This window comes from Enterobacter sp. PL1 (genome assembly GCF_945957325.1).
In the GTDB taxonomy this organism is placed as follows: domain Bacteria; phylum Pseudomonadota; class Gammaproteobacteria; order Enterobacterales; family Enterobacteriaceae; genus Enterobacter; species Enterobacter roggenkampii.
Window position 1 is genome coordinate 25,309 of the sequence record NZ_CAMFKT010000012.1, and the last position, 25,371, is coordinate 50,679.

A 25,371-nucleotide genomic window follows, 5' to 3' on the forward strand; every position below is an offset into this window, starting at 1 on the left:
TACTCCCCTCCCGAAAGGGAGGGGAGACGCGTTATAAGCTGCCCGCCGGGCGCGTACGCGCCGCTGACGTCAGCGTTCTTCCCGTTTTACGCCCGTCCAGGCTTTCCAGACGCATCTGGAACGGTGGGAACGGCATATCAATACCGTGCTCGCGGAAGCCCGCCAGAATCAGCTGGTGGATCTCATGGCGCAGCGGCATACGGTGGCCCATTTCGGCGGCGTAGATACGCAGCTCGAAAATCTGAATCCCCTGCTGTAAATCCACAAGGAAGACTTCCGGCGCCGGGTTGTCGATGACCAGCGAGCAGCGCTCCGCGGCAGTGTAGAGGATCTGGGTGACCTCTTCGCTGTTCGCGTCCGACGGTGCCGGTACCGTCAGCACCACACGGGTAACGGAGTCTGAGAGCGACCAGTTGATGAACTGCTCGGTAATAAACGCCTTGTTTGGCACGATGATCTCTTTCCGATCCCAGTCGCTGATCGTCGTCGCTCGGGTGTTGATCTTCGTGATGCTGCCGGTCAGATCGCGGATCGTGACGGTATCGCCAATGCGGATCGGTTTTTCGAACAGAATGATCAGGCCAGAGATGAAGTTGGCGAAGATCTCCTGTAAACCAAAACCTAATCCAACGCCGAGCGCTGCGACGAGCCACTGGAGCTTCGACCACTCAATGCCGATCATCGAGAAGCCAACCAGACCGCCAAACAGCATGATCAGATACTTGGTAATGGTCGTGATTGCATAGCCCGTACCCGGCGTTAAATCCAGATGCTGCAGCAGCGCCAGCTCCAGCAGTGCCGGGAAGTTGCGCACAAGTTGGGTGGTGATGATCAGCACCAGAATGGCAATCAGCACCGCCCCTAAGGTGATCGGCTCCAGGCTTTCAACGCCCTGCACCGTAGAGGTCACGTCCCACAGCGAGATGTTCTCCAGGAAGCCAAATGCCGAGTGGATCTCCGACCACAGGAAGATGACCGACAGGAGGGCAATCAGCATCAGGATGGAGCGAACCAGACGCAGGGACTGGGTACTGATGGCATCCAGATCCAGTTCGACCTCATCCGCCTCCGTCGTACCTTCCGTACTGTTAACGTGGTTTGGTTCTTCCTCACCCCGCGCGCGCTGGGCGAGGATCTCCGCCCGGCGATGCTTGGCACGGTCAAACGCCAGACGGCGGCGCTGGATCAGCATCCAGCGGCGGATAACGTGATACACCACCAGCAGCAGGAACCAGATGGCCACCGAGGTTTCGAGACGTGCCAACAGCGCCTGTGACGTCGCCAGGTAACCCACCGCGGCTGCCAGCATCGCAATCAACGGTGCGCTGAGCAGCAGGTTCCAGAGCAGCCGGTTGAACATATTGTCGCCGCTGCCGGTTTTATCCAGATAGAGCGGAATACCCGCGCGCTTCAGGCTGAGCGTGACGATGGCCAGCGCTCCGCATATCAGCATAAAGCAGAGGCGGCCCAGGGAGCCTGAAAACTCCCGGTCGTTGAGATTATCGAACATGATCAGCGCCATAATCAGCGGCACAATCAGCCCGATGCTCATCAGATAGTAACGCATGGCGCGCGCCACGCGATTACGCGGCCAGCCAAAGTGGGCGATGAACAGGCCATTGGGTCGCGCAAAGGTGGCGCAAATCATTACCACCCACAGCAGCGGTACCGTGGCGGTGACGCCATCGCCAATCGCTACCGCGAGCGGATAGGGCCAGGCTTCCCGCAGGCCATAGCCCAGCGTCATCCACAGCACCGGCAGCGGGGAGGCGACGAGAATCGACCAGAATACGGTGCGCAACGTCAGCCAGAAGTGATCCTGGGTAACCTTCCCCACCCGGGAACTGGAACGCTCGAGGAAGCGGGTGAAATGTCTGCGTGAGTAAATGCTGAAGCCCACCAGAATTAACGCCCCCAGCAGCGGGAAAATGGTCTCTTTGCTGGTGAGCATCATCACGCTGGCCTGTCCCAGCTGGCTGAAGGTATCGAGCGAAATCAGACGACGCAGATCCTGGACAATCTCAATTGGCCACGAGAAGGTCATCGGACGCACGTCGGACGTCCAGAAGAGATAACGGTGCGTCGCCTCGTTCACCTCTTTCAACGCATCTTCCAGCTGGCTGTTGGACACTTTTAGCTTGGTCAGCTCAAGAATCAGCGTATCCCCGCCCTGGAGCAGAGAGTTCAGCAGTTCACGCTGGGTACGCAGCTGGGCTTCCAGAATGCGGCTTTGCTCGCTGGTCAGAGGCTGTCCGTCAGCCTGACGGATCTGGCGGATTTGCGGCTGCTTATTGAGAAGATCTTCAAAATGCAGTCGCTGAACACGTAGCTGGGCCATTTCGGTATCCAGCTGCTGCGGCTTCGGCATCTCCGGCAGGCGCGCGACCTGGGCGCGTAGCGCTTCGCCCAGCAGGTTTGACGATCCGAGCCACTGGGACTGTTCGCGCAGGGTGTTGAGCGCCTGGCGAACCTGAAGGGTTTGATTAGTGGCCTGACGCTGCTGCGAGGCCACCAGATCCATACGCTGCGCCTGTTGATTCAGCGCGGCCGAAAGCTCACGGTTGACCTTAAACTGCTCGACGATGCCGGCAGGCAGGTTATCGCTATTTTCTGCCAGCAGCTCGGTACTTTCCAGCGCGCGCTCCGCTTCACGCTGGCGCTGGCTATTGAGCTGGTTGCGCAAGGCCTGAAGATAGGCGTCCAGCTGCTCGCTCTGCTTCTGAGCGAGTTCTGAGCGCATCCGCGACAGCTCCTGGCGGTTATTGGCGGAAAGCTGCGCCAGCTCGAGCTCATCGACAAGGGCCTTCAGGCGAGCTGATTCTGCCTGCAGGCCCAGATTTTGGGCCTGCGCCTGTGGCGTGTTGCCGTTTTGTGTCCCCACGCGGCGCTCAACTTCATTAAGCTGGCGGCGGGCGTCGGTTTGCTGCTGCGGAAGCTGGCTGAGGGAGTCGGCAATTTCGCGCGCTCGCTCCTGCTCCTGCTGAGCAAGGCGGCTCTTTTCCAGAAGCTGGCTGCTGACCTGCAGGATCTCCTGGTTCAACGCGTCGGAGGTCATCCCTGCCGGCACATCGCGCGGTTCGTCGCGCAAGTTATTGAGCTGCGCGCGCAGCGTCTGCGAGAGTTTGGGGAAGTTGTCGATAACCTGCTGATACTGCTGAGCGCGCTCAAGCGAGCCTTTCCGCTCCTCAAGCGCGTTCAGTGCGGACTGGAGCGACTCGACGGTCTCTGGCTGAGCGGGTTTGGCCGCTTTTGCCTGCTCCAGTTCCTGGGTTATCTGTTTGGCGTCGGGGGCTGTCGCTGCGTACGCCCCCATGCTGAGGCACCAGGCCATCAGTAGAACGATAATCGGGCGCACGTCAGCGATCCTTCTGTTGTTAGCCTTCGTCTTTTTTGTCGTCAACCAGCGGGCTGGCGTCGTGCTCGGCCTGGATCTCTTCCTGTGACAGCGGAGCCGGTTCTGCTTCTGGCGTCACGAAGGTTTCAGTAGAGACCGCCAGCGGCTGGCCCAGCTTTGTCACCGACAGGCTTTCAAGCTGTTCAGCCAGCTTCACTTTGCCCGGCGCAAACAGGTTGATCACGGTGGAGCCCAGCTTAAAGCGGCCCATCTCCTGACCTTTGAGCAGGGCCACGGAACCTTCCGCTTCACCGGCAGGCCAGGTCCAGCGTTTGATCACGCCTTCGCGCGGCGGGGTGATGGTGCCTGCCCAGACGGTTTCGATGCTGCCGACGATGGTCGCACCGACCAGAATCTGTGCCATAGGGCCAAATTCAGTATCGAACAGGCAGATGACGCGCTCGTTACGGGCAAACAGGTTTGGCACGTTCTGCGCGGTCAGGTGGTTCACGGAGAACAGATCGCCCGGGACGTAAATCATTTCACGCAGGATGCCGTTACACGGCATGTGCACGCGGTGGTAGTCGCGCGGTGACAGATAGGTGGTGGCAAAGGTACCGTTGCGGAACAGATCCGCCATCAGGTAGTTCCCCGCCAGCAGCGCTTCCAGGCTGTAGTTATGGCCCTTCGCCTGCAGAATTTTGTCGTCTTCGATGTTACCCAACTGGCTGATCACGCCGTCTGCCGGCATCACCAGGACGTTAGGGTCGGTGTTCACCGGGCGCACGTCGTCACGCAGCGGGCGCACGAAGAATTCGTTGAAGGTGCGGTAGCTGGCGGTGTCCGGCTTCTGCGCCTCTTTCATGTCGACCTTGTAATATTTTACGAAAAGGTCGATGACCAGTTTGGTCAGCCAGCCTGCGCGTTTGCTCGCGCCCCAGCCCGCCAGGCGAGTGAGCCACAGTTTTGGCAGAATGTATTGAAGCGAAAGTTTAAATGCGTTTAACAAGGTAGCCTCCAGGCCATTGTTTTGTCGTTCCTGATCCGGCGGTAAGCCACCGGAACCTGAAAAAAGGGGACGATTTTAGCGATGCTTAGCTTAGTTGTCAGTTATCAGAATCAGAAAAGTTTTTACGCGTTTTTACCTGATCCATGCTCTCAAGAATGCGGTGATAATTCTCGAAGCGGGTCTCCGCGATTTCGCCTTTCTCAACCGCTTCACGGATAGCGCAGCCTGGATCGTTATCGTGTTTACAGTCGCGGTACTTGCAAGCGCCTAAATAATCATGGAATTCGACAAATCCGTTAAAGATTTGTTCCGGCTCAAGGTGCCATAAACCGAACTCTCGCACGCCCGGGGAGTCGATCACGTCGCCGCCATGTGGGAAGTGATACAGGCGTGACGCGGTGGTGGTGTGCTGGCCGAGGCCCGAGACGTCAGACACATCGTTGGTGAGGATCTCTTGCTGAAGGCCAAGCAGGTTGTTCAGCAGGCTCGATTTACCCACGCCGGACTGGCCCGCAAAGATGCTGATGCGGTCGGTCAGTGCCTCTTCAAGCGGTTTCAGGCCATCTTTGGTGTAGCTGGAGACCATCAGGACGCGATAGCCAATTTTGCGATAGATATCCATCTGCTCATTGACGAAGGCCATTCCGTCGTCGTCCAGCAGATCGATTTTGTTCAGCACGATGATCGGTTCAACCTGCAGCGTTTCGCAGGCGACGAGGTATCGGTCGATAATATTGAGCGACAGTTCGGGCAAAATCGCCGATACGATAACGATTTGGTTAATGTTGGCGGCAATCGGTTTGACCCCGTCGTAGAAATCGGGACGGGTTAACACGGACGTGCGCTCATGGACCGCTTCAACAATACCTTTTACCGTTACGCCTTCCGCCGCCTCTTTACCCGGTCGCCAGACGACGCGGTCGCCGGTCACCAGAGAACGAATGGTCCGGCGGATGTTGCAGCGGTGAATCGCACCATCGGCGGATTCCACGTCAGCGTGCATACCGAAACGGCTGATGACTACGCCTTCCGTTGGGTCGCCAAACAGGTTGTCGTCGTAATCGACCTTCTCCGCAGTGGTTTTAAGACGGCGCTGGTGATTGGCATTCACGCGGCGCTGCTGCCCTTTGGAGAGTTTATTTTTACTCAATCGCACTGGCTCCTGGTCGCCCGTAGGGGGCAAAACCTCTATGATACACTCTAATTAATACTAGTTAACCTGCTACTGCCGGTTATGCGAGAAGGGTGGAAAATAACATGAGCGCGGATGAAAACAACCTGATTTGGATCGATCTCGAAATGACCGGGCTGGATCCCGAGCGCGATCGCATCATTGAAATTGCAACCCTGGTGACGGACGCCAACCTGAATATCCTGGCGGAAGGGCCAACGATAGCGGTGCATCAGTCCGATGACCAGCTGGCGTTGATGGACGAGTGGAACGTGCGTACCCACACCGGCAGTGGTCTGGTGGAGCGCGTGAAGGCGAGCACCATGGGTGACCGTGAGGCGGAGCTGGCGACGCTTGAGTTCCTGAAACAGTGGGTTCCGGCGGGCAAATCGCCTATCTGTGGGAATAGCATCGGCCAGGATCGGCGTTTCCTGTTTAAGTACATGCCGGAGCTGGAGTCTTACTTCCACTACCGCTATCTGGATGTCAGCACGCTGAAAGAGCTGGCGCGTCGCTGGAAGCCTGAAATCCTCGACGGCTTTAAAAAGCAGGGGACGCACCAGGCGATGGATGATATCCGAGAGTCCGTGGCGGAGCTTTCCTACTACCGCGAAAACTTTATTAAGCTGTGATTTTGAGATCCGGCGCCTTGCGTGGCCGGGTTTTTGTCGTTAAATTGTTCAGCTTGCCGATTAAATAAGCATTTGAACTGAATTTCGAAAAAATCGCTTTAAGGGGGGTTGCAGCTAAAAGGATTTCTCGTATAATGCGCCTCCCGTAACGACAGAGAATTACACGTTACGACAGCAACAAAAGCAGTGCAGATTTGCGGGAATAGCTCAGTTGGTAGAGCACGACCTTGCCAAGGTCGGGGTCGCGAGTTCGAGTCTCGTTTCCCGCTCCAAAATTTGAAAGTGCTTTCACAGCACAGACTGCCCAAGCGGGAATAGCTCAGTTGGTAGAGCACGACCTTGCCAAGGTCGGGGTCGCGAGTTCGAGTCTCGTTTCCCGCTCCAAAATTTGAAAGTGCTTCTACGGCACGGACCACCCAAGCGGGAATAGCTCAGTTGGTAGAGCACGACCTTGCCAAGGTCGGGGTCGCGAGTTCGAGTCTCGTTTCCCGCTCCAAATTCTTCTTCATCTCTAAAATATCCACAGCGAAAAGAATCGCTGGGGACGTTTTCTGTTTTCTCTGAAATACTCTTGTGAACAGAGTTATCCACAGAAACTGCGCTTAACCGAAACAGGGTTAAAACTTAGCAGGGTGAATAATATCTTCATAAAATACTGTATTTACTTCATAAAATTTGATTTCAAAATGTTATTGAGATCACTTGATCTCTTCTCCAGCCCCGATGGCGCTTGAGTTTGTAATTTTATTCACAGGCTGTGAATAGTTCAGGCATCCCGCGGAAGCCCTTTTTCAATCACCCTCACCAGACGCTGTTTCTTCGGTAGCTGCACCTCGACCACACAGGCATTACGTTTCTCAATTTGCTGCGCAATCGCCCATTCTATGTGTTCATCAAGAAGTGGGTGCTCACCTCTACGGCTTTCAAGCGCCCGAATATTCGCTTCATCCCACGGGGCATTTCCCAGCGCGACGGCCACATTTCGCAGCCAGCGCAGATGGCCGATACGGCGGATGGCCGAACCCTCCGTCACTTTCAGGAACCAGGCCTCGGTCCAGGCGAACAGTTCAGCGAGCGGCGGGGCATGGAGCGCCTTGCGCGGGCTGAAATCCTCTTCGTCGGTGAGCTGTGAATAGCGGTTCCACGGGCAGATGAGCTGGCAATCGTCGCAGCCGTAGATGCGGTTGCCGATAAGCGGTCGGAACTCCTCCGGAATGGCGCCTTCCAGTTCGATCGTGAGGTAGGAGATACAGCGGCGCGCATCAACGGTGTAAGGCTCAACGATGGCGCCGGTGGGGCAGATGGTCATACAGGCCACGCAGCGGCCACAGCCTTCCTCTACCGGGCCGTCTACCGGCAGCGGTAAATCAATCAGCAGTTCACCGAGGAAGAAGAACGATCCGGCGTCGCGGCTAAGAATAAGTGAGTGCTTACCTGTCCAGCCAAGCCCGGCTTTTTCGGCGATCGGACGCTCAAGAATAGGCGCGGAATCGACAAAGGGTCTAAAATTCAGCGAAACACAGTGCTGCTGAATAGTTTCCCCGAGTTTTTTTAAACGGTTACGCAGAAGCTTATGGTAATCACGACCGAGGGCGTACCGGCTAACGTAACCCAGCGAGGGGTCTTTGAGCGTGCGCGCAAAGGCCGCGTTGGCGGGCAGGTAGTTCATGCGCACGCTGATGACGCGTAATGTGCCCGGCAAAAGCTCGTGTGGACGGGCGCGCATCATGCCATGACGTGCCATCCACTCCATTTCGCCGTGGTATTGTTTGTCCAGCCAGGCCTGCAGTTTGGGCTCGCTGGCGGAGAGGTCGGTATCGGTAATGCCTACCTTCTGGAAGCCAAGCTCAGCACCCCACTGTTTGATTTTTTGCGCTAATTCATTGAGATCGAGGGGCTGTGACATGACGGACCATACGGTGAAGAAAAACCCCGCAAGTATACCACATTCCATCTGGCATGCGGATGACCTCCGGCGCGCCGAAAAAGAGGCTGCAGACAGCCTCGGGATTACCCTGTATGAACTGATGCTCCGCGCGGGTGAGGCAGCGTTTGACGTTGCCCGTAGCGCCTGGCCGCAGGCCGCCCACTGGCTGATTCTGTGCGGGCACGGCAACAACGGCGGTGACGGCTACGTCGTCGCCCGTCTCGCGGTGGCTGCGGGTATCCGCGTGACCTTGCTGGCTCTCGAAAGTGATAAACCGCTGCCGGAAGAGGCCAGCGCGGCGCGGGAGGCATGGCTGAACGCCGGCGGTGTGATTCATGCGCCTGATATCGTCTGGCCAGAGGATGTTGATCTGATTGTTGACGGGCTGCTGGGCACCGGGCTGCGCAGCGCGCCGCGCGAAAACGTTGCCGCACTCATTGAACACGCTAACAGACATTCCGCGCCGGTAGTCGCCCTGGATATTCCCTCTGGCCTGATTGCACAAACGGGTGCGACGCCGGGGGCGGTGATTCAGGCGGCACATACGGTAACCTTTATCGCCCTGAAGCCAGGATTACTGACCGGCAAAGCGCGGGATGTCGTTGGCGTGTTGCACCACAGTGCGCTGGGGCTGGAGAGCTGGCTGGCCGGGCAGGAAACGCACCTCATGCGTTGTGATGCGTCGCAGCTTGCAGCGTGGCTCCCGCCGCGACGACCAACGTCACATAAGGGCGATCACGGCAGGCTGGTGATTGTGGGCGGTGACCACGGTACGGCGGGTGCGATTCGCATGACCGGTGAAGCGGCTCTGCGCAGCGGCGCCGGATTAGTGCGAGTGCTCACTCGCATTGAGAATATTGCGCCGATCGTCACGGCCCGACCGGAGCTGATGGTCCATGAGCTTACGCTCCAGACGCTGGAGGAAAGCCTCGAATGGGCGGACGTGGTGGTGATCGGTCCCGGGCTTGGGCAGCAGGCGTGGGGTAAACAGGCCCTGCAAAAGGTCGAGAATTTTCGCAAACCGATGCTGTGGGATGCCGACGCGCTTAACCTTCTGGCAATAAACCCGGATAAGCGTCACAATCGCATTCTGACGCCACACCCCGGCGAAGCCGCGCGGCTGCTTAACTGCAGCGTGGCAGAAATTGAAAGCGATCGCTTACTTTCTGCTCAGCGTCTGGTAAAACGTTACGGAGGTGTTGCCGTTTTAAAAGGGGCGGGAACCGTTGTCGCCTGTGACGAGACGCAGGGCATTATTGATGCCGGAAATGCGGGCATGGCGAGCGGCGGCATGGGCGATGTGCTTTCCGGCATCATCGGCGCATTGCTTGGACAGAAACTTCCCCTTTATGATGCAGCCTGTGCGGGCTGCGTGGCCCACGGCGTTGCGGCAGATAAACTGGCTGCGCGTTACGGTACGCGCGGTATGCTGGCCACCGATCTCTTTTGCACGCTGCGGCGTGTAGTTAACCCGGATGTGATTGACGTAGAAAATGACTAATCGAGCGATTCCTTTACCTGATGAACAAGCCACTTTAGATCTCGGCAAGCGCGTGGCGCAGGCCTGTCAGGGGGCAACCGTCATTTATCTGTATGGTGATTTAGGGGCGGGTAAAACCACCTTCAGCCGGGGTTTTTTGCAGGCGTTAGGGCATAACGGGAATGTGAAAAGCCCAACCTACACGCTGGTAGAACCGTACACCCTTGAAAATATCATGGTGTACCACTTCGATTTATACCGCCTTGCGGATCCTGAGGAGCTGGAATTTATGGGGATCCGTGATTATTTTGCCAACGACGCCATTTGCCTGGTGGAGTGGCCGCAACAAGGTGCGGGTGTGCTGCCTGACCCGGATGTCGAAATTCACTTAGATTACCAGGCTCAAGGGCGTGAGGCACGCATCAGTGCTGTTTCCTCATCAGGCAGTTCCTTACTGGCGCGTCTGGCCGGTTAAGCGTAGGGATGACGGGATGATAAATCGCGTTAAAGGTTGGTTGTTGGCTGCCACCGTGCTGCTGTGCGCGCAGGCCGGGGCGGCAAATCTTTCAGATATTCAGGTATCGAACGGCGAAAGCCAGGCCCGGATCACGTTCAGCTTTATGGGCGATCCTGAGTATGCGTTTTCACAGCCAGACAGCCACAGCGTGGCGCTGGATATCAAACAGACAGGCGTGATCCAGGGATTACCGCTGCAGTTCAGCGGCAACAACCTGGTGAAAAGTATCCGTTCGGGTACGCCGCAGGATAGCCAGTCGTTACGCCTGGTGGTCGATCTGACCGAAAAGGGCAAAACGAAGGCGGTGAAGCAGCAAAACGGGGCGAACTATACGGTGGTCTTTACCATCAATGCCGATGTCCCGCCGCCGCCTCCACCGCCGCCTGTCGTTGCCAAACGCGTGGAAGAACCGGTGTATACGCCGCGTCCTGCTGAACCTGCGCGTAATCCATTTAAATCACAGAACGATCGCATCACTGCGGCAACCAGCAGCAATACGGTGACCCGTCCGGCGGTGAGTACGCGCCGTGCTGCGACCAGCGGTGACAAAGTGATTATCGCCATTGATGCCGGTCATGGTGGACAGGACCCGGGTGCGATTGGCCCGGGTGGGACGCAAGAGAAAAATGTCACCATCGCCATTGCCCGTAAGCTGCGTGCACTGCTCAACGACGACCCTACGTTCAAAGGCGTGTTGACCCGCGACGGGGATTACTTCATTTCGGTAATGGGGCGTTCAGACGTCGCGCGCAAGCAGAATGCGAATTTCCTGGTTTCCATCCACGCGGATGCTGCGCCTAACCGTAACGCGACCGGTGCCTCGGTATGGGTACTCTCGAACCGTCGCGCCAACAGCGAAATGGCCAACTGGCTGGAAGAGCATGAGAAGCAGTCTGAACTGCTAGGCGGCGCGGGCGATGTGCTGGCAAACAGCCAGTCAGACCCGTACCTGAGCCAGGCGGTGCTGGATTTACAATTCGGTCATTCTCAGCGCGTCGGGTATGATGTGGCCACTAACGTATTGAACCAGCTGCAAAGCATTGGTGTGCTGCATAAGCGTCGTCCTGAACATGCCAGCCTCGGCGTTCTGCGCTCGCCAGATATCCCGTCCATCCTTGTAGAGACGGGCTTTATCAGTAACAACGGTGAAGAGCGTCTGCTGGGAAGCGACAGCTATCAGCAGCAAATTGCCGAAGCGATTTATAACGGTCTGCGTAAATACTTTGATGCCCATCCGCTGCAGTCTGCGCCACAGAGCGGCGCTGCCCAGACGGCCAGCGCAGCGCTACCGGGTGAGATGACCGCGACCAACTAAGGAGAATTCATGCCGATTCAGGTTCTGCCGCCGCAGCTTGCGAACCAAATCGCCGCCGGTGAGGTGGTGGAACGCCCTGCATCGGTCGTGAAGGAGCTGGTGGAAAACAGCCTCGATGCGGGCGCGACCCGCATCGATATTGATATCGAGCGCGGTGGCGCGAAGCTTATCCGCATTCGCGACAACGGCTGCGGCATTAAAAAAGAGGAGCTGGCGCTGGCGCTGGCCCGTCACGCCACCAGTAAAATTGCTTCTCTGGATGACCTGGAAGCGATTATTAGCCTCGGCTTTCGCGGTGAAGCGCTGGCCAGTATCAGCTCGGTTTCGCGCTTAACGCTGACCTCCCGTACCGCCGAACAGCAGGAAGCCTGGCAGGCTTACGCCGAAGGGCGCGATATGGATGTGACGGTCAAACCCGCGGCGCACCCTGTCGGCACGACGCTTGAAGTATTAGATCTCTTCTACAACACCCCCGCCCGACGCAAGTTCATGCGTACCGAGAAGACCGAATTCGGACACATCGACGAGATCATCCGCCGTATCGCGCTGGCGCGTTTCGATGTCACCATCAACCTCAGCCACAACGGCAAGGTGATGCGTCAGTATCGCGCGGTGGCAGAAGGTGGACAGAAAGAGCGTCGCCTGGGCGCCATTTGCGGGACCCCGTTTCTGGAACAGGCGCTGGCCATTGAGTGGCAGCACGGCGATCTGGCGCTGCGCGGCTGGGTAGCCGATCCGAACGCGAGCAGCGCTGCGTTTGCGGAGATCCAGTATTGCTACGTCAACGGCCGCATGATGCGCGACCGTCTCATCAATCACGCCATTCGCCAGGCCTGCGAAGACAAGCTCGGGGCCGATCAGCAGCCTGCTTTCGTGCTTTATCTGGACATCGACCCGCATCAGGTGGATGTGAACGTCCATCCTGCCAAGCATGAAGTGCGGTTCCACCAGTCGCGACTGGTGCATGATTTTATCTATCAGGGCGTGCTGAGCGTGCTGCAGCAGCAGGGTGAAACGCCGTTGCCGCTGGAACACGCAGAACCTGCGCCACGCCCAATTCCTGAAAACCGTGTCGCTGCGGGCCGCAACCATTTTGCGGAGCCCGCCGTTGCGCGTGAACCGGAAGCGCCGCGCTTTTCCTCCGCAGGGGCCGCACCGCGTTCAACGGGCGCCAACTACCCGAATGCCCAGCCTGGCTATCAAAAGCAGCAGGGCGCGTTGTACCGCAAACTGCTGGAGACGCCAGCCGTAGAGCGTAAAGAACCCATTCCGGCACCTCAGCCTTCTCTGGACGGCCATAGCCAGAGTTTTGGCCGGGTGCTGACGATTATCGCGCCGGATATGGCACTGCTGGAACGTGACGGTAAATTGATGCTTCTGGCACTGCCGGTTGCCGAACGCTGGCTTAAACAGGTGCAGCTCACGCCGGGCGAAAATGCCGCCTGTGCGCAGCCGCTGTTAATTCCGGTTCGCCTGAAAATATCCCCTGATAAAACAAGGATATTGCAGCGTGCCGAAGCACAGCTGGCGCAAATGGGTATTGAAATTGTGCTCGAACCACAACATGTGACAATTCGTGCAGTGCCTTTACCCTTACGCCAACAAAATTTACAAAACTTGATTCCTGAACTGATAGGCTACCTGGCGCAGCAAACATCGTTTGATGCCGCTAACACCGCGCAGTGGATCGCCCGCCATCTGGCCAGCGAACACGCGCCGTGGAGCATGGCACAGGCCATCAGCGTGCTGGCGGAGGTGGAACGCCTCTGTCCGCATCTGGTGAAAGCGCCGCCGGGTGGGTTATTACAACCTGTTGATTTAAAAACGGCGATGAACGCCCTGAAACATGATTGACGTAAGTAAGGCGAGCCTGCCTAAGGCAATTTTTTTAATGGGCCCAACGGCCTCCGGCAAAACGGCGCTCGCCATTGAGTTGCGTAAAGTTTTGCCTGTAGAGTTGATTAGCGTCGACTCCGCCCTCATCTACCGAGGGATGGACATCGGCACGGCGAAGCCTGACGCAGAAGAACTGCGCGCGGCACCGCACCGTTTGCTGGATATCCTCGACCCGGCTCAGGCTTACTCCGCAGCGGATTTTCGCCGGGATGCCTTAGCCGAGATGGCCCAGATAACGGCGGCGGGGCGTATACCGCTGTTGGTTGGCGGAACCATGCTCTACTTCAAGGCGCTGCTGGAGGGGTTATCACCTCTGCCATCCGCGGACCCGGAAGTAAGAGCGAAAATTGAGCAGCAGGCGGCAGAGCAGGGGTGGGACGTTTTGCATCAGCAACTGGCGGAGATTGACCCGGTTGCCGCAGCGCGGATCCATCCAAATGATCCGCAAAGGCTTTCCCGGGCACTGGAAGTTTTTTTCATTTCGGGTAAAACTTTAACGGAACTGACGCAAACGTCAGGAGACGCTCTGCCGTATCAGGTGCATCAGTTCGCCATCGCCCCGGCGAGCCGTGAACTGCTCCATCAGCGAATTGAGCAGCGTTTTCATCAGATGTTAGCTTCAGATTTTGAAGCAGAAGTGCGGGCGCTATTTGCCCGTGGAGATTTGCATACGGACATGCCTTCCATTCGTTGTGTGGGATACCGCCAGATGTGGTCGTACCTTGAAGGTGAGATTTCATACGATGAAATGGTTTATCGAGGTGTTTGCGCCACGAGACAGTTAGCGAAGCGCCAGATCACCTGGTTGCGCGGTTGGGAAGGGGTTCACTGGTTAGACAGTGAAAAACCACAACAGGCGTTAAGCGACGTGATTGAGGTTGTTGGTGATATCGCTCACTGAATGTGTACAATTGAGGCGTATCGTGCGCAATTTTTCAGAATCGCAAGGTTCTAAGTACAAAACAAGCATATAAGGAAAAGATAGAATGGCTAAGGGGCAATCTTTACAAGATCCGTTCCTGAACGCATTGCGTCGGGAACGTGTTCCAGTTTCTATTTATTTGGTGAATGGTATTAAGCTGCAAGGTCAGATTGAGTCTTTCGATCAGTTCGTGATTCTGTTGAAAAACACGGTCAGTCAGATGGTCTATAAGCACGCTATTTCTACTGTTGTTCCGTCCCGTCCGGTATCTCATCACAGCAATAACGCTGGCGGCGGCACAGGTAGTAACTACCATCATGGCAGCAACGCGCAGGGTTCTTCAACGCCAGCGCAGGACAGCGACGAGACCGAATAAGGTTTCGCACTGTTATCCACACGGGGAGCCAGGGATCCTGCGTTCCCCGCTGATCTTTTTAGAGAGGTTTACGCTTGTTTGACCGTTATGATGCCGGTGAGCAGGCGGTGCTGGTACACATCTATTTTTCGCAAGACAAAGATATGGAAGACCTCCAGGAGTTTGAATCTCTGGTCTCTTCCGCCGGTGTCGAAGCAATGCAGGTGATTACCGGTAGCCGTAAAGCGCCGCACCCAAAGTATTTTGTTGGTGAAGGTAAAGCAGTCGAAATTGCGGATGCCGTAAAAGCAACCGGCGCGTCAGTCGTGTTGTTTGATCATGCGCTGTCTCCAGCCCAGGAGCGCAACCTGGAAGCTCTCTGCGAATGCCGTGTTATCGATCGCACGGGATTGATTTTAGACATTTTTGCTCAGCGTGCACGTACCCACGAAGGGAAACTGCAGGTTGAGCTGGCGCAGCTGCGTCATCTGGCAACGCGTCTGGTGCGTGGCTGGACCCACCTTGAAAGACAAAAAGGCGGGATTGGTTTGCGCGGCCCGGGTGAAACCCAGCTCGAAACCGACCGTCGTTTGCTGCGTGGCCGAATTACCCAGATCCTCTCACGTCTGGAAAGGGTCGAGAAACAGCGTGAGCAGGGGCGTCGGGCACGAACCAAAGCCGACATCCCGACGGTGTCGCTGGTGGGGTATACCAACGCCGGTAAATCCACCCTGTTTAACCAGATAACCGAGGCCCAGGTTTATGCCGCAGACCAGCTGTTTGCGACCCTGGACCCGACGCTGCGCCGTATTGACGTTGCAGACGTCGGTGAAACGGTGCTGGCGGATACCGTAGGGTTTATCCGTCACCTGCCGCATGACCTGGTGGCGGCGTTCAAGGCCACCCTGCAGGAGACGCGACAGGCGACCCTGCTGCTGCACGTGATTGATGCGGCAGACGTGCGCGTGCAGGAGAACATCGACGCGGTGAACGTGGTGCTCGAAGAGATCGACGCCCACGAAATCCCAACGCTGTTGGTGATGAACAAGATCGATATGCTGGACGATTTCGAACCGCGTATCGACAGAGATGAAGAGAACAAACCGATTCGGGTCTGGCTTTCTGCCCAGACCGGTCTTGGTGTGCCACTGCTTTTCCAGGCTTTGACAGAACGTCTTTCCGGTGAGGTAGCTCAGCACACGCTGCGACTGCCGCCACAGGAAGGCAGGCTGCGCAGCCGGTTTTATCAGCTTCAGGCGATAGAAAAAGAGTGGATGGAGGATGACGGCAGCGTGGGGATGCAGGTGCGTATGCCGATCGTTGACTGGCGTCGCCTCTGTAAACAAGAACCTGCGCTGGTCGACTATATCGTCTGATCAGAAAGGGGATGCCTGAATAATTCGCCCTTGCATAACAAATATGGAGCATATACATGGCGTGGAATCAGCCCGGTAATAACGGACAGGACCGCGACCCGTGGGGAAGCAGCAATAATCAAGGCGGCAACTCTGGGGGAAATGGCAACAAAGGTGGTCGCGAGCAGGGGCCGCCGGATCTGGATGATATCTTCCGCAAGCTGAGCAAGAAGCTTGGTGGTCTTGGCGGAGGTAAAGGTTCTGGCTCAGGTGGAAATTCCACCCAGGGGCCGCGCCCGCAAATGGGTGGCCGCGTAGTCGGTATTGTTGCCGCTGCAGTGGTAATCATCTGGGCTGCTACCGGGTTCTACACCATTAAAGAAGCGGAACGCGGTGTCGTTACGCGTTTTGGCAAGTTCAGCCATCTGGTTGAGCCGGGCCTGAACTGGAAACCGACCTTCATTGACGACGTGACCGCGGTCAACGTGGAATCGGTCCGTGAACTGGCGGCGTCTGGTGTGATGCTGACGTCTGATGAAAACGTGGTGCGCGTTGAGATGAACGTGCAGTACCGCGTGACCGATCCTGAGCGTTATCTGTTTAGCGTGACCAGCGCCGATGACAGTCTGCGCCAGGCGACCGACAGCGCCCTGCGCGGGGTGATCGGTAAATACACCATGGACCGTATCCTGACCGAAGGTCGTACCGTTATCCGTAGCGATACCCAGCGTGAGCTGGAAGAGACCATTCGTCCATACAACATGGGGATTACCCTGCTGGACGTCAACTTCCAGGCTGCACGTCCGCCGGAAGAGGTAAAAGCGGCCTTTGACGATGCGATTGCTGCACGTGAAAACGAACAGCAGTACATCCGTGAAGCAGAAGCCTACACCAACGAAGTTCAGCCACGTGCTAACGGTCAGGCGCAGCGTATTCTGGAAGAAGCGCGTGCGTATAAGACCCAGACCATCCTGGAAGCACAGGGTGAAGTGGCTCGCTTTGCGAAGATCCTGCCTGAGTATAAAGCGGCGCCGGAAATTACCCGTGAGCGTCTCTATATCGAGACCATGGAAAAAGTGCTGAGCCACACCCGCAAAGTGTTGGTTAATGACAGTAAAGGCGGAAACCTGATGGTGCTGCCGCTGGATCAGATGCTGAAAGGCGGTTCTGCACCGGCAGCAAAAGACAACAGCGGTGCGAACAACCTGCTGCGTCTGCCACCTGCGTCATCCGGTAGCACAAGCGCAACAACCACGTCTTCTTCGAGCGATGGTGACATTATGGACCAACGCCGTGCTAACGCGCAGCGTAACGACTACCAGCGTCAGGGGGAATAAGGATGCGTAAGTCAGTTATTGCGATCATCGTCATCGTACTGGTCGTGCTTTATACCTCGATCTTTGTGGTGAAAGAGGGCGAGCGTGGGATCAAGTTCCAGTTCAGCAGCGTCGTGCGTGATGGCGACAAACGCCCGGTGATCTACGAGCCGGGTCTGCACTTCAAGGTGCCGTTCATTCAGTCAGTGAAAACGCTTGATGCGCGTATCCAGACCATGGATAACCAGGCCGACCGTTTCGTGACTAAAGAGAAGAAAGACCTGATCGTTGATTCCTATATCAAATGGCGCATCAGCGATTTCAGCCGTTACTTCCTGGCAACGGGCGGCGGTGACGTTTCTCAGGCAGAAGTGCTGCTGAAACGTAAGTTCTCTGACCGTCTGCGTTCTGAGATTGGTCGTCTGGATGTGAAAGACATCGTGACCGACTCCCGTGGCCGTCTGACCCTGGAAGTTCGCGATGCGCTGAACTCCGGCACAGCGGGCACGGAAGATGAAGTTTCAACGCCGGCAGCAGATGATGCGATTGCCAAAGCGGCTGAGCGCGTTCAGGCTGAAACCAACGGTAAAGTGCCGGTGATCAACCCGAACAGTATGGCTGCGCTGGGTATTGAAGTGGTAGACGTGCGTATCAAGCAGATCAACCTGCCGGTGGAAGTGTCCGAGGCGATTTACAACCGTATGCGCGCCGAGCGTGAAGCGGTCGCCCGTCGTCACCGTTCACAGGGCCAGGAAGAGGCGGAGAAGCTGCGCGCTGCTGCGGACTACGAAGTGGCCAAAACGCTGGCGGAATCTGAGCGTCAGGGCCGTATCCTGCGTGGTGAAGGTGATGCCGAGGCGGCGAAGCTGTTTGCCGATGCCTTCAGTCAGGATCCTGACTTCTATGCCTTTATCCGTAGCCTGCGTGCTTACGAGAATAGCTTCCAGAGCAACCAGGATGTGATGGTGCTCAGCCCGGACAGCGATTTCTTCCGTTATATGAAGACGCCGACTAACGCAACACGATAAACTCAGACTCGTTTGAGTATTCAAACCACCGCTCCCCACGGAGCGGTGGTTTTCTTTTATAAGGAACAAAAATGAATTCAACGATCTGGCTCGCGCTGGCCCTGGTCCTGGTGCTGGAAGGTCTGGGACCGATGCTCTATCCACGCGCCTGGCGTCGAATGATCGCCACCATGAGCCAACTGCCGGATAATATTTTACGTCGTTTTGGCGGCGGTCTTGTGGTTGCGGGCATCGTGATCTACTACATGTTGAGGAAAACGATTGGCTGATCAAAAAGTGGTCGGATTTGGGATATTCTGAGGTCAAAAAGTGCTGTATATCTGAAAAAGCGATGGTAGAATCCATTTTTAAGCAAACGGTGATTTTGAAAAAAATGGGTAACAACGTCGTCGTACTGGGCACCCAATGGGGTGACGAAGGTAAAGGGAAGATTGTTGATCTTCTGACTGAACGGGCTAAATATGTTGTGCGCTACCAGGGCGGTCACAACGCAGGCCATACTCTCGTAATCAACGGTGAAAAAACCGTCCTCCATCTTATTCCATCAGGCATTCTTCGCGAAAACGTCACCAGCATCATCGGTAACGGCGTTGTGCTGTCTCCAACTGCGCTGATGAAAGAGATGAAAGGTCTGGAAGACCGTGGTATCCCTGTTCGTGAGCGTCTGCTGCTCTCCGAAGCCTGCCCGCTGATCCTGGACTATCACGTGGCGCTGGACGTTGCGCGTGAAAAAGCCCGCGGCGCGAAAGCGATCGGCACCACCGGTCGTGGTATCGGTCCGGCTTACGAAGATAAAGTGGCTCGTCGCGGTCTGCGCGTGGGTGACCTCTTCGACAAAGCAACCTTCGCTGAAAAACTGAAAGAAGTGATGGAATATCACAACTTCCAGCTGGTGAACTTCTACAAAGCTGACGCTGTTGACTACCAGAAAGTGCTGGATGACGTCATGGCGATTGCAGACATTCTGACCGGTATGGTTGTTGATGTGTCCGATCTGCTGGACCAGGCGCGCAAGCGTGGCGATTTCGTCATGTTCGAAGGTGCGCAGGGTACGCTGCTGGACATCGACCACGGTACCTATCCGTATGTAACCTCTTCCAACACCACCGCGGGTGGCGTGGCGACCGGCTCTGGCCTGGGTCCACGTTATGTGGATTACGTTCTGGGCATCATCAAAGCGTACTCCACTCGCGTGGGTGCAGGTCCATTCCCGACCGAACTGTTTGATGAAACCGGCGAGTTCCTGTGCAAGCAGGGTAACGAGTTTGGCGCGACCACCGGTCGTCGTCGCCGTACCGGCTGGCTGGATGCGGTTGCCGTGCGTCGTGCAGTGCAGATCAACTCCCTGTCTGGCTTCTGCCTGACCAAGCTGGACGTGCTGGACGGCCTGAAAGAAGTGAAAATCTGCGTAGGCTACCGTATGCCTGATGGCCGCGAAGTGACCACCACGCCGCTGGCTGCTGACGACTGGGAAGGCATTGAGCCAATCTACGAAACCATGCCGGGCTGGTCTGAGACCACTTTCGGTGTGAAAGAGCGTAGCGGCCTGCCGCAGGCGGCGCTGGATTACATCAAGCGTATTGAAGAACTGACCGAAGTGCCGATCGATATTATTTCTACCGGCCCGGATCGTACTGAAACGATGATCCTGCGCGACCCGTTCGACGCATAATCTTCGTGACTGCTGGCCTGCGGGGAGACCCGTAGGCCGGATAAGCGTAGCGCCATCCGGCGACCGCTCCTGGATCTCCGCTTTTTCGCCCCGTCTGTCAAATAAATTAGCCGCTAACTATCTGGCTGGTTTATCATCATTAATGAATATCTCTGCGGTTTGTCCGCGATTTCCCTTTTTCCTGAGGTTGATGTGCAGTTAACAAGTTTCACCGATTACGGCTTACGCGCGCTGATCTACATGGCGTCGTTACCCGATGGGAAAATGACCAGTATCTCTGAAGTCACAGAGGTCTACGGCGTATCCCGTAATCATATGGTCAAAATAATCAATCAACTTAGTCGTGCCGGATACGTTGCTGCCGTCCGCGGGAAGAATGGTGGGATCCGTCTCGGTAAACCGGCACAGAGTATTCGTGTTGGCGATGTGGTACGTGAACTGGAGCCGCTGTCTCTGGTGAACTGCAGCAGCGAGTTCTGCCACATCACGCCCGCCTGCCGCCTGAAAAAGGCGCTTTCTAAGGCCGTGCAAAGTTTTCTCAAGGAGCTGGATAACTACACGCTGGCCGATTTGGTTGAAGAGAATCAACCGCTTTATAAATTATTGCTGGTGGAATGAAGAAAATTTCCACCGGAGCTGACAACGGAGGAACCGACATGTCACACGATCCTTTCCAGGAACGCGAAGCCGAAAAATACGCGAATCCTATCCCCAGCCGCGAGTTCATCATTGAACACTTAACAAAACGCGAAAAACCCGCCAATCGTGAAGAACTTGCTGTTGAATTAAACATTGAAGGTGAAGAGCAAATTGAAGCCCTTCGCCGCCGCCTGCGCGCGATGGAGCGTGACGGGCAGCTGGTCTTTACCCGCCGCCAGTGCTACGCGCTGCCAGAGCGCCTCGATCTGCTGAAAGGGACCGTCATTGGTCACCGCGATGGCTTCGGCTTCCTGCGCGTGGAAGGCCGTAAAGACGATCTGTATCTCTCATCTGAACAGATGAAAATGTGCATCCACGGCGACCAAATTCTGGCGCAGCCGCTGGGCGCTGACCGTAAAGGTCGCCGAGAAGCGCGCGTCGTGCGCGTCCTGGTGCCAAAAACCAGCCAGATTGTTGGCCGCTACTTTACCGACGCGGGCGTGGGCTTCGTGGTGCCGGACGACAGCCGTCTGAGCTTCGACATTCTGATCCCACCTGAAGAGGTGATGGGCGCCCGCATGGGCTTTGTGGTGGTGGTGGAACTCACCCAGCGCCCAACCCGTCGCACCAAAGCGGTAGGTAAAATCGTCGAAGTGCTGGGCGATAATATGGGCACCGGCATGGCCGTTGATATGGCGCTGCGCACCCACGAAATTCCATACATCTGGCCGAAAGCGGTTGAAGAGCAGATCGAAAGCCTGCGTGAAGAAGTGCCGGAAGAATCCAAAGTGGGCCGCGTGGATCTCCGCTCCCTGCCGCTGGTTACGATCGACGGTGAAGACGCCCGTGACTTCGATGACGCCGTCTACTGCGAGAAAAAACGCGGCGGCGGCTGGCGTCTGTGGGTAGCGATCGCTGACGTAAGCTATTACGTCCGTCCGCACACCCCGCTGGATAACGAAGCCCGCAGCCGCGGCACCTCGGTCTACTTCCCGTCCCAGGTCGTGCCGATGCTGCCGGAAGTGCTGTCTAACGGTCTGTGCTCCCTGAACCCGCAGGTTGACCGCCTCTGTATGGTTTGCGAGATGACCATCTCCACCAAAGGGCGCTTAACCGGCTACAAGTTCTACGAAGCGGTGATGAGCTCGCACGCGCGTCTGACCTACACCAAGGTCTGGCATATGCTGCAGGGCGACCAGGATCTTCGCGAACAGTACGCGCCGCTGGTCAAACACATCGAAGAGCTGCATAACCTCTACAAAACGCTGGATCAGGCGCGCGAAGAGCGCGGCGGGATCTCCTTTGAGAGCGAAGAGGCGAAATTTATCTTCAACGCCGAGCGCCGCATTGAGCGCATCGAGCAGACCCAGCGTAACGATGCGCACAAGCTGATTGAAGAGTGTATGATCCTGGCGAACATCTCGGCGGCACGCTTCGTTGAGAAAGCCAAAGAGCCTGCGCTGTTCCGTATTCACGATAAACCGTCGACGGAAGCCATCACCGCGTTCCGCTCCGTGCTGGCTGAACTGGGCCTGGAGTTGCCGGGCGGCAATAAGCCAGAGCCGCGCGATTACGCCGAGCTGCTGGAATCCATTAGCGATCGTCCTGATGCAGAAATGCTACAGACAATGCTGCTGCGCTCGATGAAGCAGGCGATTTACGATCCGGAAAACCGCGGTCACTTCGGCCTGGCGCTGCAGTCTTACGCCCACTTTACGTCGCCGATCCGTCGTTACCCTGACCTTTCGCTGCACCGTGCGATCAAGTATCTGCTGGCGCAGGAGCAGGGCCATAAAGGGAACACCACCGAAACCGGTGGCTACCACTATTCGATGGAAGAGATGCTGCAGCTGGGTCAGCACTGCTCCATGACCGAACGCCGTGCGGATGAAGCTACCCGCGACGTGGCGGACTGGCTGAAGTGTGACTTTATGCTGGACCAGGTCGGTAACGTCTTCAAAGGCGTGATTGCCAGCGTGACCGGCTTTGGCTTCTTCGTTCGTCTGGACGAGCTGTTTATCGACGGTCTGGTGCACGTCTCCAGCCTGGATAACGACTACTACCGCTTCGACCAGGTCGGTCAGCGTCTGATCGGCGAATCTGGCGGCCAGACCTATCGTCTGGGCGACCGTGTGGAAGTGAAGGTTGAGGCCGTGAATATGGACGACCGTAAAATCGACTTCAGCCTGATCTCCAGCGAGCGCGCGCCGCGTAACGTCGGTAAAACCGAGCGCGAAAGAGCGAAAAAAGGCGGAAACGGCAAAACGAGCGGCAAGCGCCGTCAGGCCGGTAAGAAGGTGAACTTCGAGCCGGACAGCGCGTTCCGCGGTGAGAAGAAGCAGAAGCCGAAGGCGGCGAAGAAAGAAGCCCGTGCCGCGAAGAAACCTTCCGCGAAGACACAGAAAATAGCGGCCGCCACCAAAGCGAAGCGCGCGGCTAAGAAAAAGCAGGCGGAGTAAATTCTCCCCTCACCCTGACCCTCTCCCCAACCGGGAGAGGGGAAATACTTATTACGAGAACCATCAATGAGTGAAATGATTTACGGCATCCACGCGGTGCAGGCCCTTCTCGAGCGCGCACCGGAGCGTTTTCAGGAAGTGTTTATTCTGAAAGGGCGTGAAGACAAACGTCTGATGCCGCTGATCCACGCCCTGGAAGCGCAGGGCGTGGTGATCCAGCTGGCTAACCGCCAGTTCCTGGATGAAAAAAGTGACGGGGCGGTGCACCAGGGCATTATTGCCCGCGTGAAGCCGGGCCGTCAGTATCAGGAAAACGATCTGCCGGATCTGATCGCTGAGCTCGAGAATCCGTTCTTCCTGATCCTCGATGGCGTTACCGATCCGCACAACCTCGGCGCGTGTCTGCGCAGCGCGGATGCGGCGGGCGTGCATGCGGTGATCGTGCCGAAAGATCGTTCCGCGCAGCTGAACGCGACGGCGAAGAAAGTGGCCTGCGGCGCGGCGGAAAACGTTCCGCTGATCCGCGTGACCAACCTGGCGCGCACCATGCGTATGCTGCAGGAAGAGAACATCTGGATCGTCGGCACGGCCGGTGAAGCGGATCATACCCTGTATCAGAGCAAAATGACCGGCCGTCTGGCGCTGGTGATGGGGGCGGAAGGCGAAGGCATGCGTCGTCTGACGCGCGAGCACTGCGACGAGCTGATCAGCATCCCGATGGCGGGCAGCGTGTCCTCTCTGAACGTGTCTGTTGCGACGGGCATCTGCCTGTTTGAAGCGGTGCGTCAGCGCGGGTAGCCTGTTATGCCGGGTGGCGGCTTCGCCTTACCCGGCCTACAAAGGCACGGTACCGTAGGCCCGGTAAGCGTAGCGCCACCGGGCATTAACCTCATTCCTCCAGTGACCGCAAATGGTCATCCTTCCTCAGCGTCATCAGCGCGAAAATACTCACTACCGCCGTCGCCATCACGTAGTACGCCGGAATATCCAGATTGCCCGTCTGCTTAATCAGCCCGGTTATGATTAACCCTGCGCATCCCGAGAAAATCGCGTTCGATAACGAATAGGCCAGCCCCAGCCCCGTATAGCGCACGCGGGTCGGGAACATCTCAGAGAGCATCGCCGGGCCCGGCCCCGCCAGCATGCCCACCAGACCGCCCGCAATCAATACTACTATCGCTTTCACCGCCAGCGTGCTGGACTCCGCCTGCAGAAGTTTCAGCAGCGGCAGGGCGAGGATCAGCAGCAGCGCGGTGGCGATAATCATCACCGTGCGACGCCCGATCCTATCGCTCAGGATCCCCGACGGAATGATCGTCAGCGCAAACCCAACGTTCGAAATCACTGCGATCAACAGCGCCTGATTAAACCCGGTGTGCAGCGCCGACTGCAGATAGGTCGGCATAATCACCAGGTAGGTGTACCCCGCCGCAGACCAGACCATCACGCGGCCAATCCCCATCACGATGGCCCGGAGCGTGGCGGCAATGTCCGCCTGAGCGACGGCCGGTTTGTCCTGCTGCTGCACAAAGCTGGGTGTCTCCTCCATGCTGACGCGAAGCCACAGCGCAACAGCGCCCATGGGCAGCGCCAGGAAGAAAGGAATGCGCCAGCCCCAGTCGTGCAGGGCTTCAGGCGTGAGAAGGGCGGAGAGCAGCGCCACGATGCCGGCACCCGCTAACAGCCCCAGCGCCACGGTAAAGGACTGCCAGGCACCATAGAGCCCGCGCTTGCCTCGCGGGGCGAACTCCGTCATCAGCGAGACCGCACCGCCGTACTCGCCGCCCGCGAACAGTCCCTGCAGGATGCGAAGCAGTGTAATAATGAGCGGGGCGGCAATCCCGATGCTGGCGTAGACCGGCACAATGCCGATGGCGGCGGTAGCGAGCGTCATCAGCACCAGCACAATGATTAGCGTCGGCTTACGGCCAATCCGGTCGCCGATGCGGCCAAACACCACCGCCCCCAGCGGGCGGAAGAAGAAGGCGATGGCAAATGAGGCGTAGGTGAGGATCAGGCTGGTAAGCCCCGCTTCCCCTTCAAGCTGAAAGAAGTTCTTCGCAATGACGGTCGCCAGAAAACCGTAGACCGCAAACTCATACCACTCGATAAAGTTACCAATGGAGCCGGCAATTAATGCTCGCTTGTGCGCATCCGGTTGCATAACTTTCCTCACTGAAAGGGGGAGAGAATAAATTATTCAACAAAAGCGAAGTCATGAAATAGTTTATTCTTATGTTCTGTGAGCTATTTCACGAATGATATCAGCGGGATCGTGAACGTGTGACTCCCCTCCCATGCAGCGTGTGCGCGGTCTGTCCATACTTATCGTCATTGCCACTGA

Annotated in this window: 20 protein-coding genes and 3 tRNA genes; 18 read left to right on the forward strand and 5 right to left on the reverse strand. The window is 57.0% G+C overall.

Annotated features, from left to right (window positions below; genetic code table 11):
• Positions 1-31 precede the first annotated feature (31 nt).
• The 3 genes from mscM to rsgA all read right to left on the reverse strand — a co-directional run bounded on the left by mscM (position 32) and on the right by rsgA (position 5,493).
• Positions 32-3,355 (reverse strand): miniconductance mechanosensitive channel MscM, encoded by a 3,324-nt coding sequence (gene mscM, locus N6P30_RS12665; RefSeq protein ID WP_008502929.1) that lies wholly within the window; start codon positions 3,353-3,355, stop codon positions 32-34.
• 19 nt (positions 3,356-3,374) lie between these two features.
• Positions 3,375-4,343 carry an archaetidylserine decarboxylase gene (gene asd, locus N6P30_RS12670; protein WP_023293460.1) on the reverse strand — a complete coding sequence of 323 codons (969 nt, stop codon included), beginning with the start codon at positions 4,341-4,343 and terminating at the stop codon, positions 3,375-3,377.
• Positions 4,344-4,440: 97 nt separating this feature from the next.
• The gene (gene rsgA / locus N6P30_RS12675; RefSeq protein ID WP_008502927.1) at positions 4,441-5,493 is read right to left on the reverse strand and encodes a small ribosomal subunit biogenesis GTPase RsgA; all 1,053 of its coding nucleotides are present in this window, start codon (positions 5,491-5,493) and stop codon (positions 4,441-4,443) included.
• 107 nt (positions 5,494-5,600) lie between these two features.
• On the opposite strand from rsgA, the gene orn reads away from it, so the two are divergent.
• From orn to N6P30_RS12695, 4 genes are all read left to right on the forward strand, one after another.
• The gene (gene orn / locus N6P30_RS12680; protein ID WP_008502926.1) at positions 5,601-6,146 is read left to right on the forward strand and encodes an oligoribonuclease; all 546 of its coding nucleotides are present in this window, start codon (positions 5,601-5,603) and stop codon (positions 6,144-6,146) included.
• A 196-nt stretch (positions 6,147-6,342) separates the two neighbouring features.
• Positions 6,343-6,418: transfer RNA gene (locus tag N6P30_RS12685), tRNA-Gly, on the forward strand.
• Between the two features lie 36 nt (positions 6,419-6,454).
• Positions 6,455-6,530 (forward strand) — tRNA-Gly (locus N6P30_RS12690).
• Between the two features lie 36 nt (positions 6,531-6,566).
• Positions 6,567-6,642 (forward strand) — tRNA-Gly (locus tag N6P30_RS12695).
• A gap of 270 nt (positions 6,643-6,912) precedes the next feature.
• Here the strand turns inward: N6P30_RS12695 and queG are convergent.
• Positions 6,913-8,052, reverse strand: coding sequence for a tRNA epoxyqueuosine(34) reductase QueG (gene queG, locus N6P30_RS12700; protein ID WP_021240717.1), 1,140 nt, complete (start codon positions 8,050-8,052; stop codon positions 6,913-6,915).
• On the opposite strand from queG, the gene nnr reads away from it, so the two are divergent.
• The 14 genes from nnr (at position 8,051) to rlmB (ending at position 23,825) form a co-directional block, all read left to right on the forward strand.
• On the forward strand, positions 8,051-9,574 hold the full coding sequence (nnr, locus tag N6P30_RS12705) for a bifunctional ADP-dependent NAD(P)H-hydrate dehydratase/NAD(P)H-hydrate epimerase (protein WP_032664549.1): 1,524 nt from the start codon (positions 8,051-8,053) through the stop codon (positions 9,572-9,574). The genes queG and nnr overlap by 2 nt on opposite strands.
• Positions 9,567-10,028 carry a tRNA (adenosine(37)-N6)-threonylcarbamoyltransferase complex ATPase subunit type 1 TsaE gene (tsaE, locus tag N6P30_RS12710; protein WP_023293458.1) on the forward strand — a complete coding sequence of 154 codons (462 nt, stop codon included), beginning with the start codon at positions 9,567-9,569 and terminating at the stop codon, positions 10,026-10,028. The genes nnr and tsaE overlap by 8 nt, the downstream gene beginning before the upstream one ends.
• 16 nt (positions 10,029-10,044) lie before the next feature.
• Positions 10,045-11,385, forward strand: coding sequence for an N-acetylmuramoyl-L-alanine amidase AmiB (amiB, locus tag N6P30_RS12715; RefSeq protein WP_021240715.1), 1,341 nt, complete (start codon positions 10,045-10,047; stop codon positions 11,383-11,385).
• A gap of 9 nt (positions 11,386-11,394) precedes the next feature.
• The gene (gene mutL, locus N6P30_RS12720) at positions 11,395-13,239 is read left to right on the forward strand and encodes a DNA mismatch repair endonuclease MutL (RefSeq protein ID WP_023293456.1); all 1,845 of its coding nucleotides are present in this window, start codon (positions 11,395-11,397) and stop codon (positions 13,237-13,239) included.
• Entirely contained in the window at positions 13,232-14,182 is a 951-nt protein-coding gene (miaA, locus tag N6P30_RS12725; protein WP_023293455.1) for a tRNA (adenosine(37)-N6)-dimethylallyltransferase MiaA, read from the forward strand. Before mutL ends, miaA begins: the two co-directional genes overlap by 8 nt.
• A gap of 85 nt (positions 14,183-14,267) precedes the next feature.
• Positions 14,268-14,579 (forward strand): RNA chaperone Hfq, encoded by a 312-nt coding sequence (hfq, locus tag N6P30_RS12730; RefSeq protein WP_008502919.1) that lies wholly within the window; start codon positions 14,268-14,270, stop codon positions 14,577-14,579.
• Positions 14,580-14,653: 74 nt separating this feature from the next.
• Positions 14,654-15,934 (forward strand): ribosome rescue GTPase HflX, encoded by a 1,281-nt coding sequence (gene hflX, locus N6P30_RS12735; RefSeq protein WP_008502918.1) that lies wholly within the window; start codon positions 14,654-14,656, stop codon positions 15,932-15,934.
• A 56-nt stretch (positions 15,935-15,990) separates the two neighbouring features.
• Positions 15,991-17,250: an FtsH protease activity modulator HflK gene (gene hflK / locus N6P30_RS12740; protein WP_008502917.1), complete on the forward strand. Its 1,260-nt coding sequence runs from the start codon at positions 15,991-15,993 to the stop codon at positions 17,248-17,250.
• Between the two features lie 2 nt (positions 17,251-17,252).
• Complete coding sequence (hflC, locus tag N6P30_RS12745; RefSeq protein ID WP_008502916.1) at positions 17,253-18,257, forward strand: protease modulator HflC; 1,005 nt, start codon at positions 17,253-17,255, stop codon at positions 18,255-18,257.
• A 71-nt stretch (positions 18,258-18,328) separates the two neighbouring features.
• The gene (locus N6P30_RS12750; protein ID WP_003855996.1) at positions 18,329-18,526 is read left to right on the forward strand and encodes a DUF2065 domain-containing protein; all 198 of its coding nucleotides are present in this window, start codon (positions 18,329-18,331) and stop codon (positions 18,524-18,526) included.
• A gap of 104 nt (positions 18,527-18,630) precedes the next feature.
• Positions 18,631-19,929: an adenylosuccinate synthase gene (locus tag N6P30_RS12755; protein WP_032676879.1), complete on the forward strand. Its 1,299-nt coding sequence runs from the start codon at positions 18,631-18,633 to the stop codon at positions 19,927-19,929.
• A gap of 192 nt (positions 19,930-20,121) precedes the next feature.
• The gene (gene nsrR, locus N6P30_RS12760; RefSeq protein ID WP_023293453.1) at positions 20,122-20,547 is read left to right on the forward strand and encodes a nitric oxide-sensing transcriptional repressor NsrR; all 426 of its coding nucleotides are present in this window, start codon (positions 20,122-20,124) and stop codon (positions 20,545-20,547) included.
• 38 nt (positions 20,548-20,585) lie between these two features.
• On the forward strand, positions 20,586-23,027 hold the full coding sequence (gene rnr, locus N6P30_RS12765; RefSeq protein ID WP_023293452.1) for a ribonuclease R: 2,442 nt from the start codon (positions 20,586-20,588) through the stop codon (positions 23,025-23,027).
• Positions 23,028-23,093: 66 nt separating this feature from the next.
• A complete protein-coding gene (rlmB, locus tag N6P30_RS12770) occupies positions 23,094-23,825 on the forward strand; it encodes a 23S rRNA (guanosine(2251)-2'-O)-methyltransferase RlmB (RefSeq protein ID WP_023293451.1) in 732 nt (243 codons plus the stop codon).
• A gap of 91 nt (positions 23,826-23,916) precedes the next feature.
• On the opposite strand, the gene N6P30_RS12775 is transcribed toward rlmB, so the two are convergent.
• Positions 23,917-25,191 (reverse strand): MFS transporter, encoded by a 1,275-nt coding sequence (locus tag N6P30_RS12775; protein WP_023293450.1) that lies wholly within the window; start codon positions 25,189-25,191, stop codon positions 23,917-23,919.
• Positions 25,192-25,371: the final 180 nt, after the last annotated feature.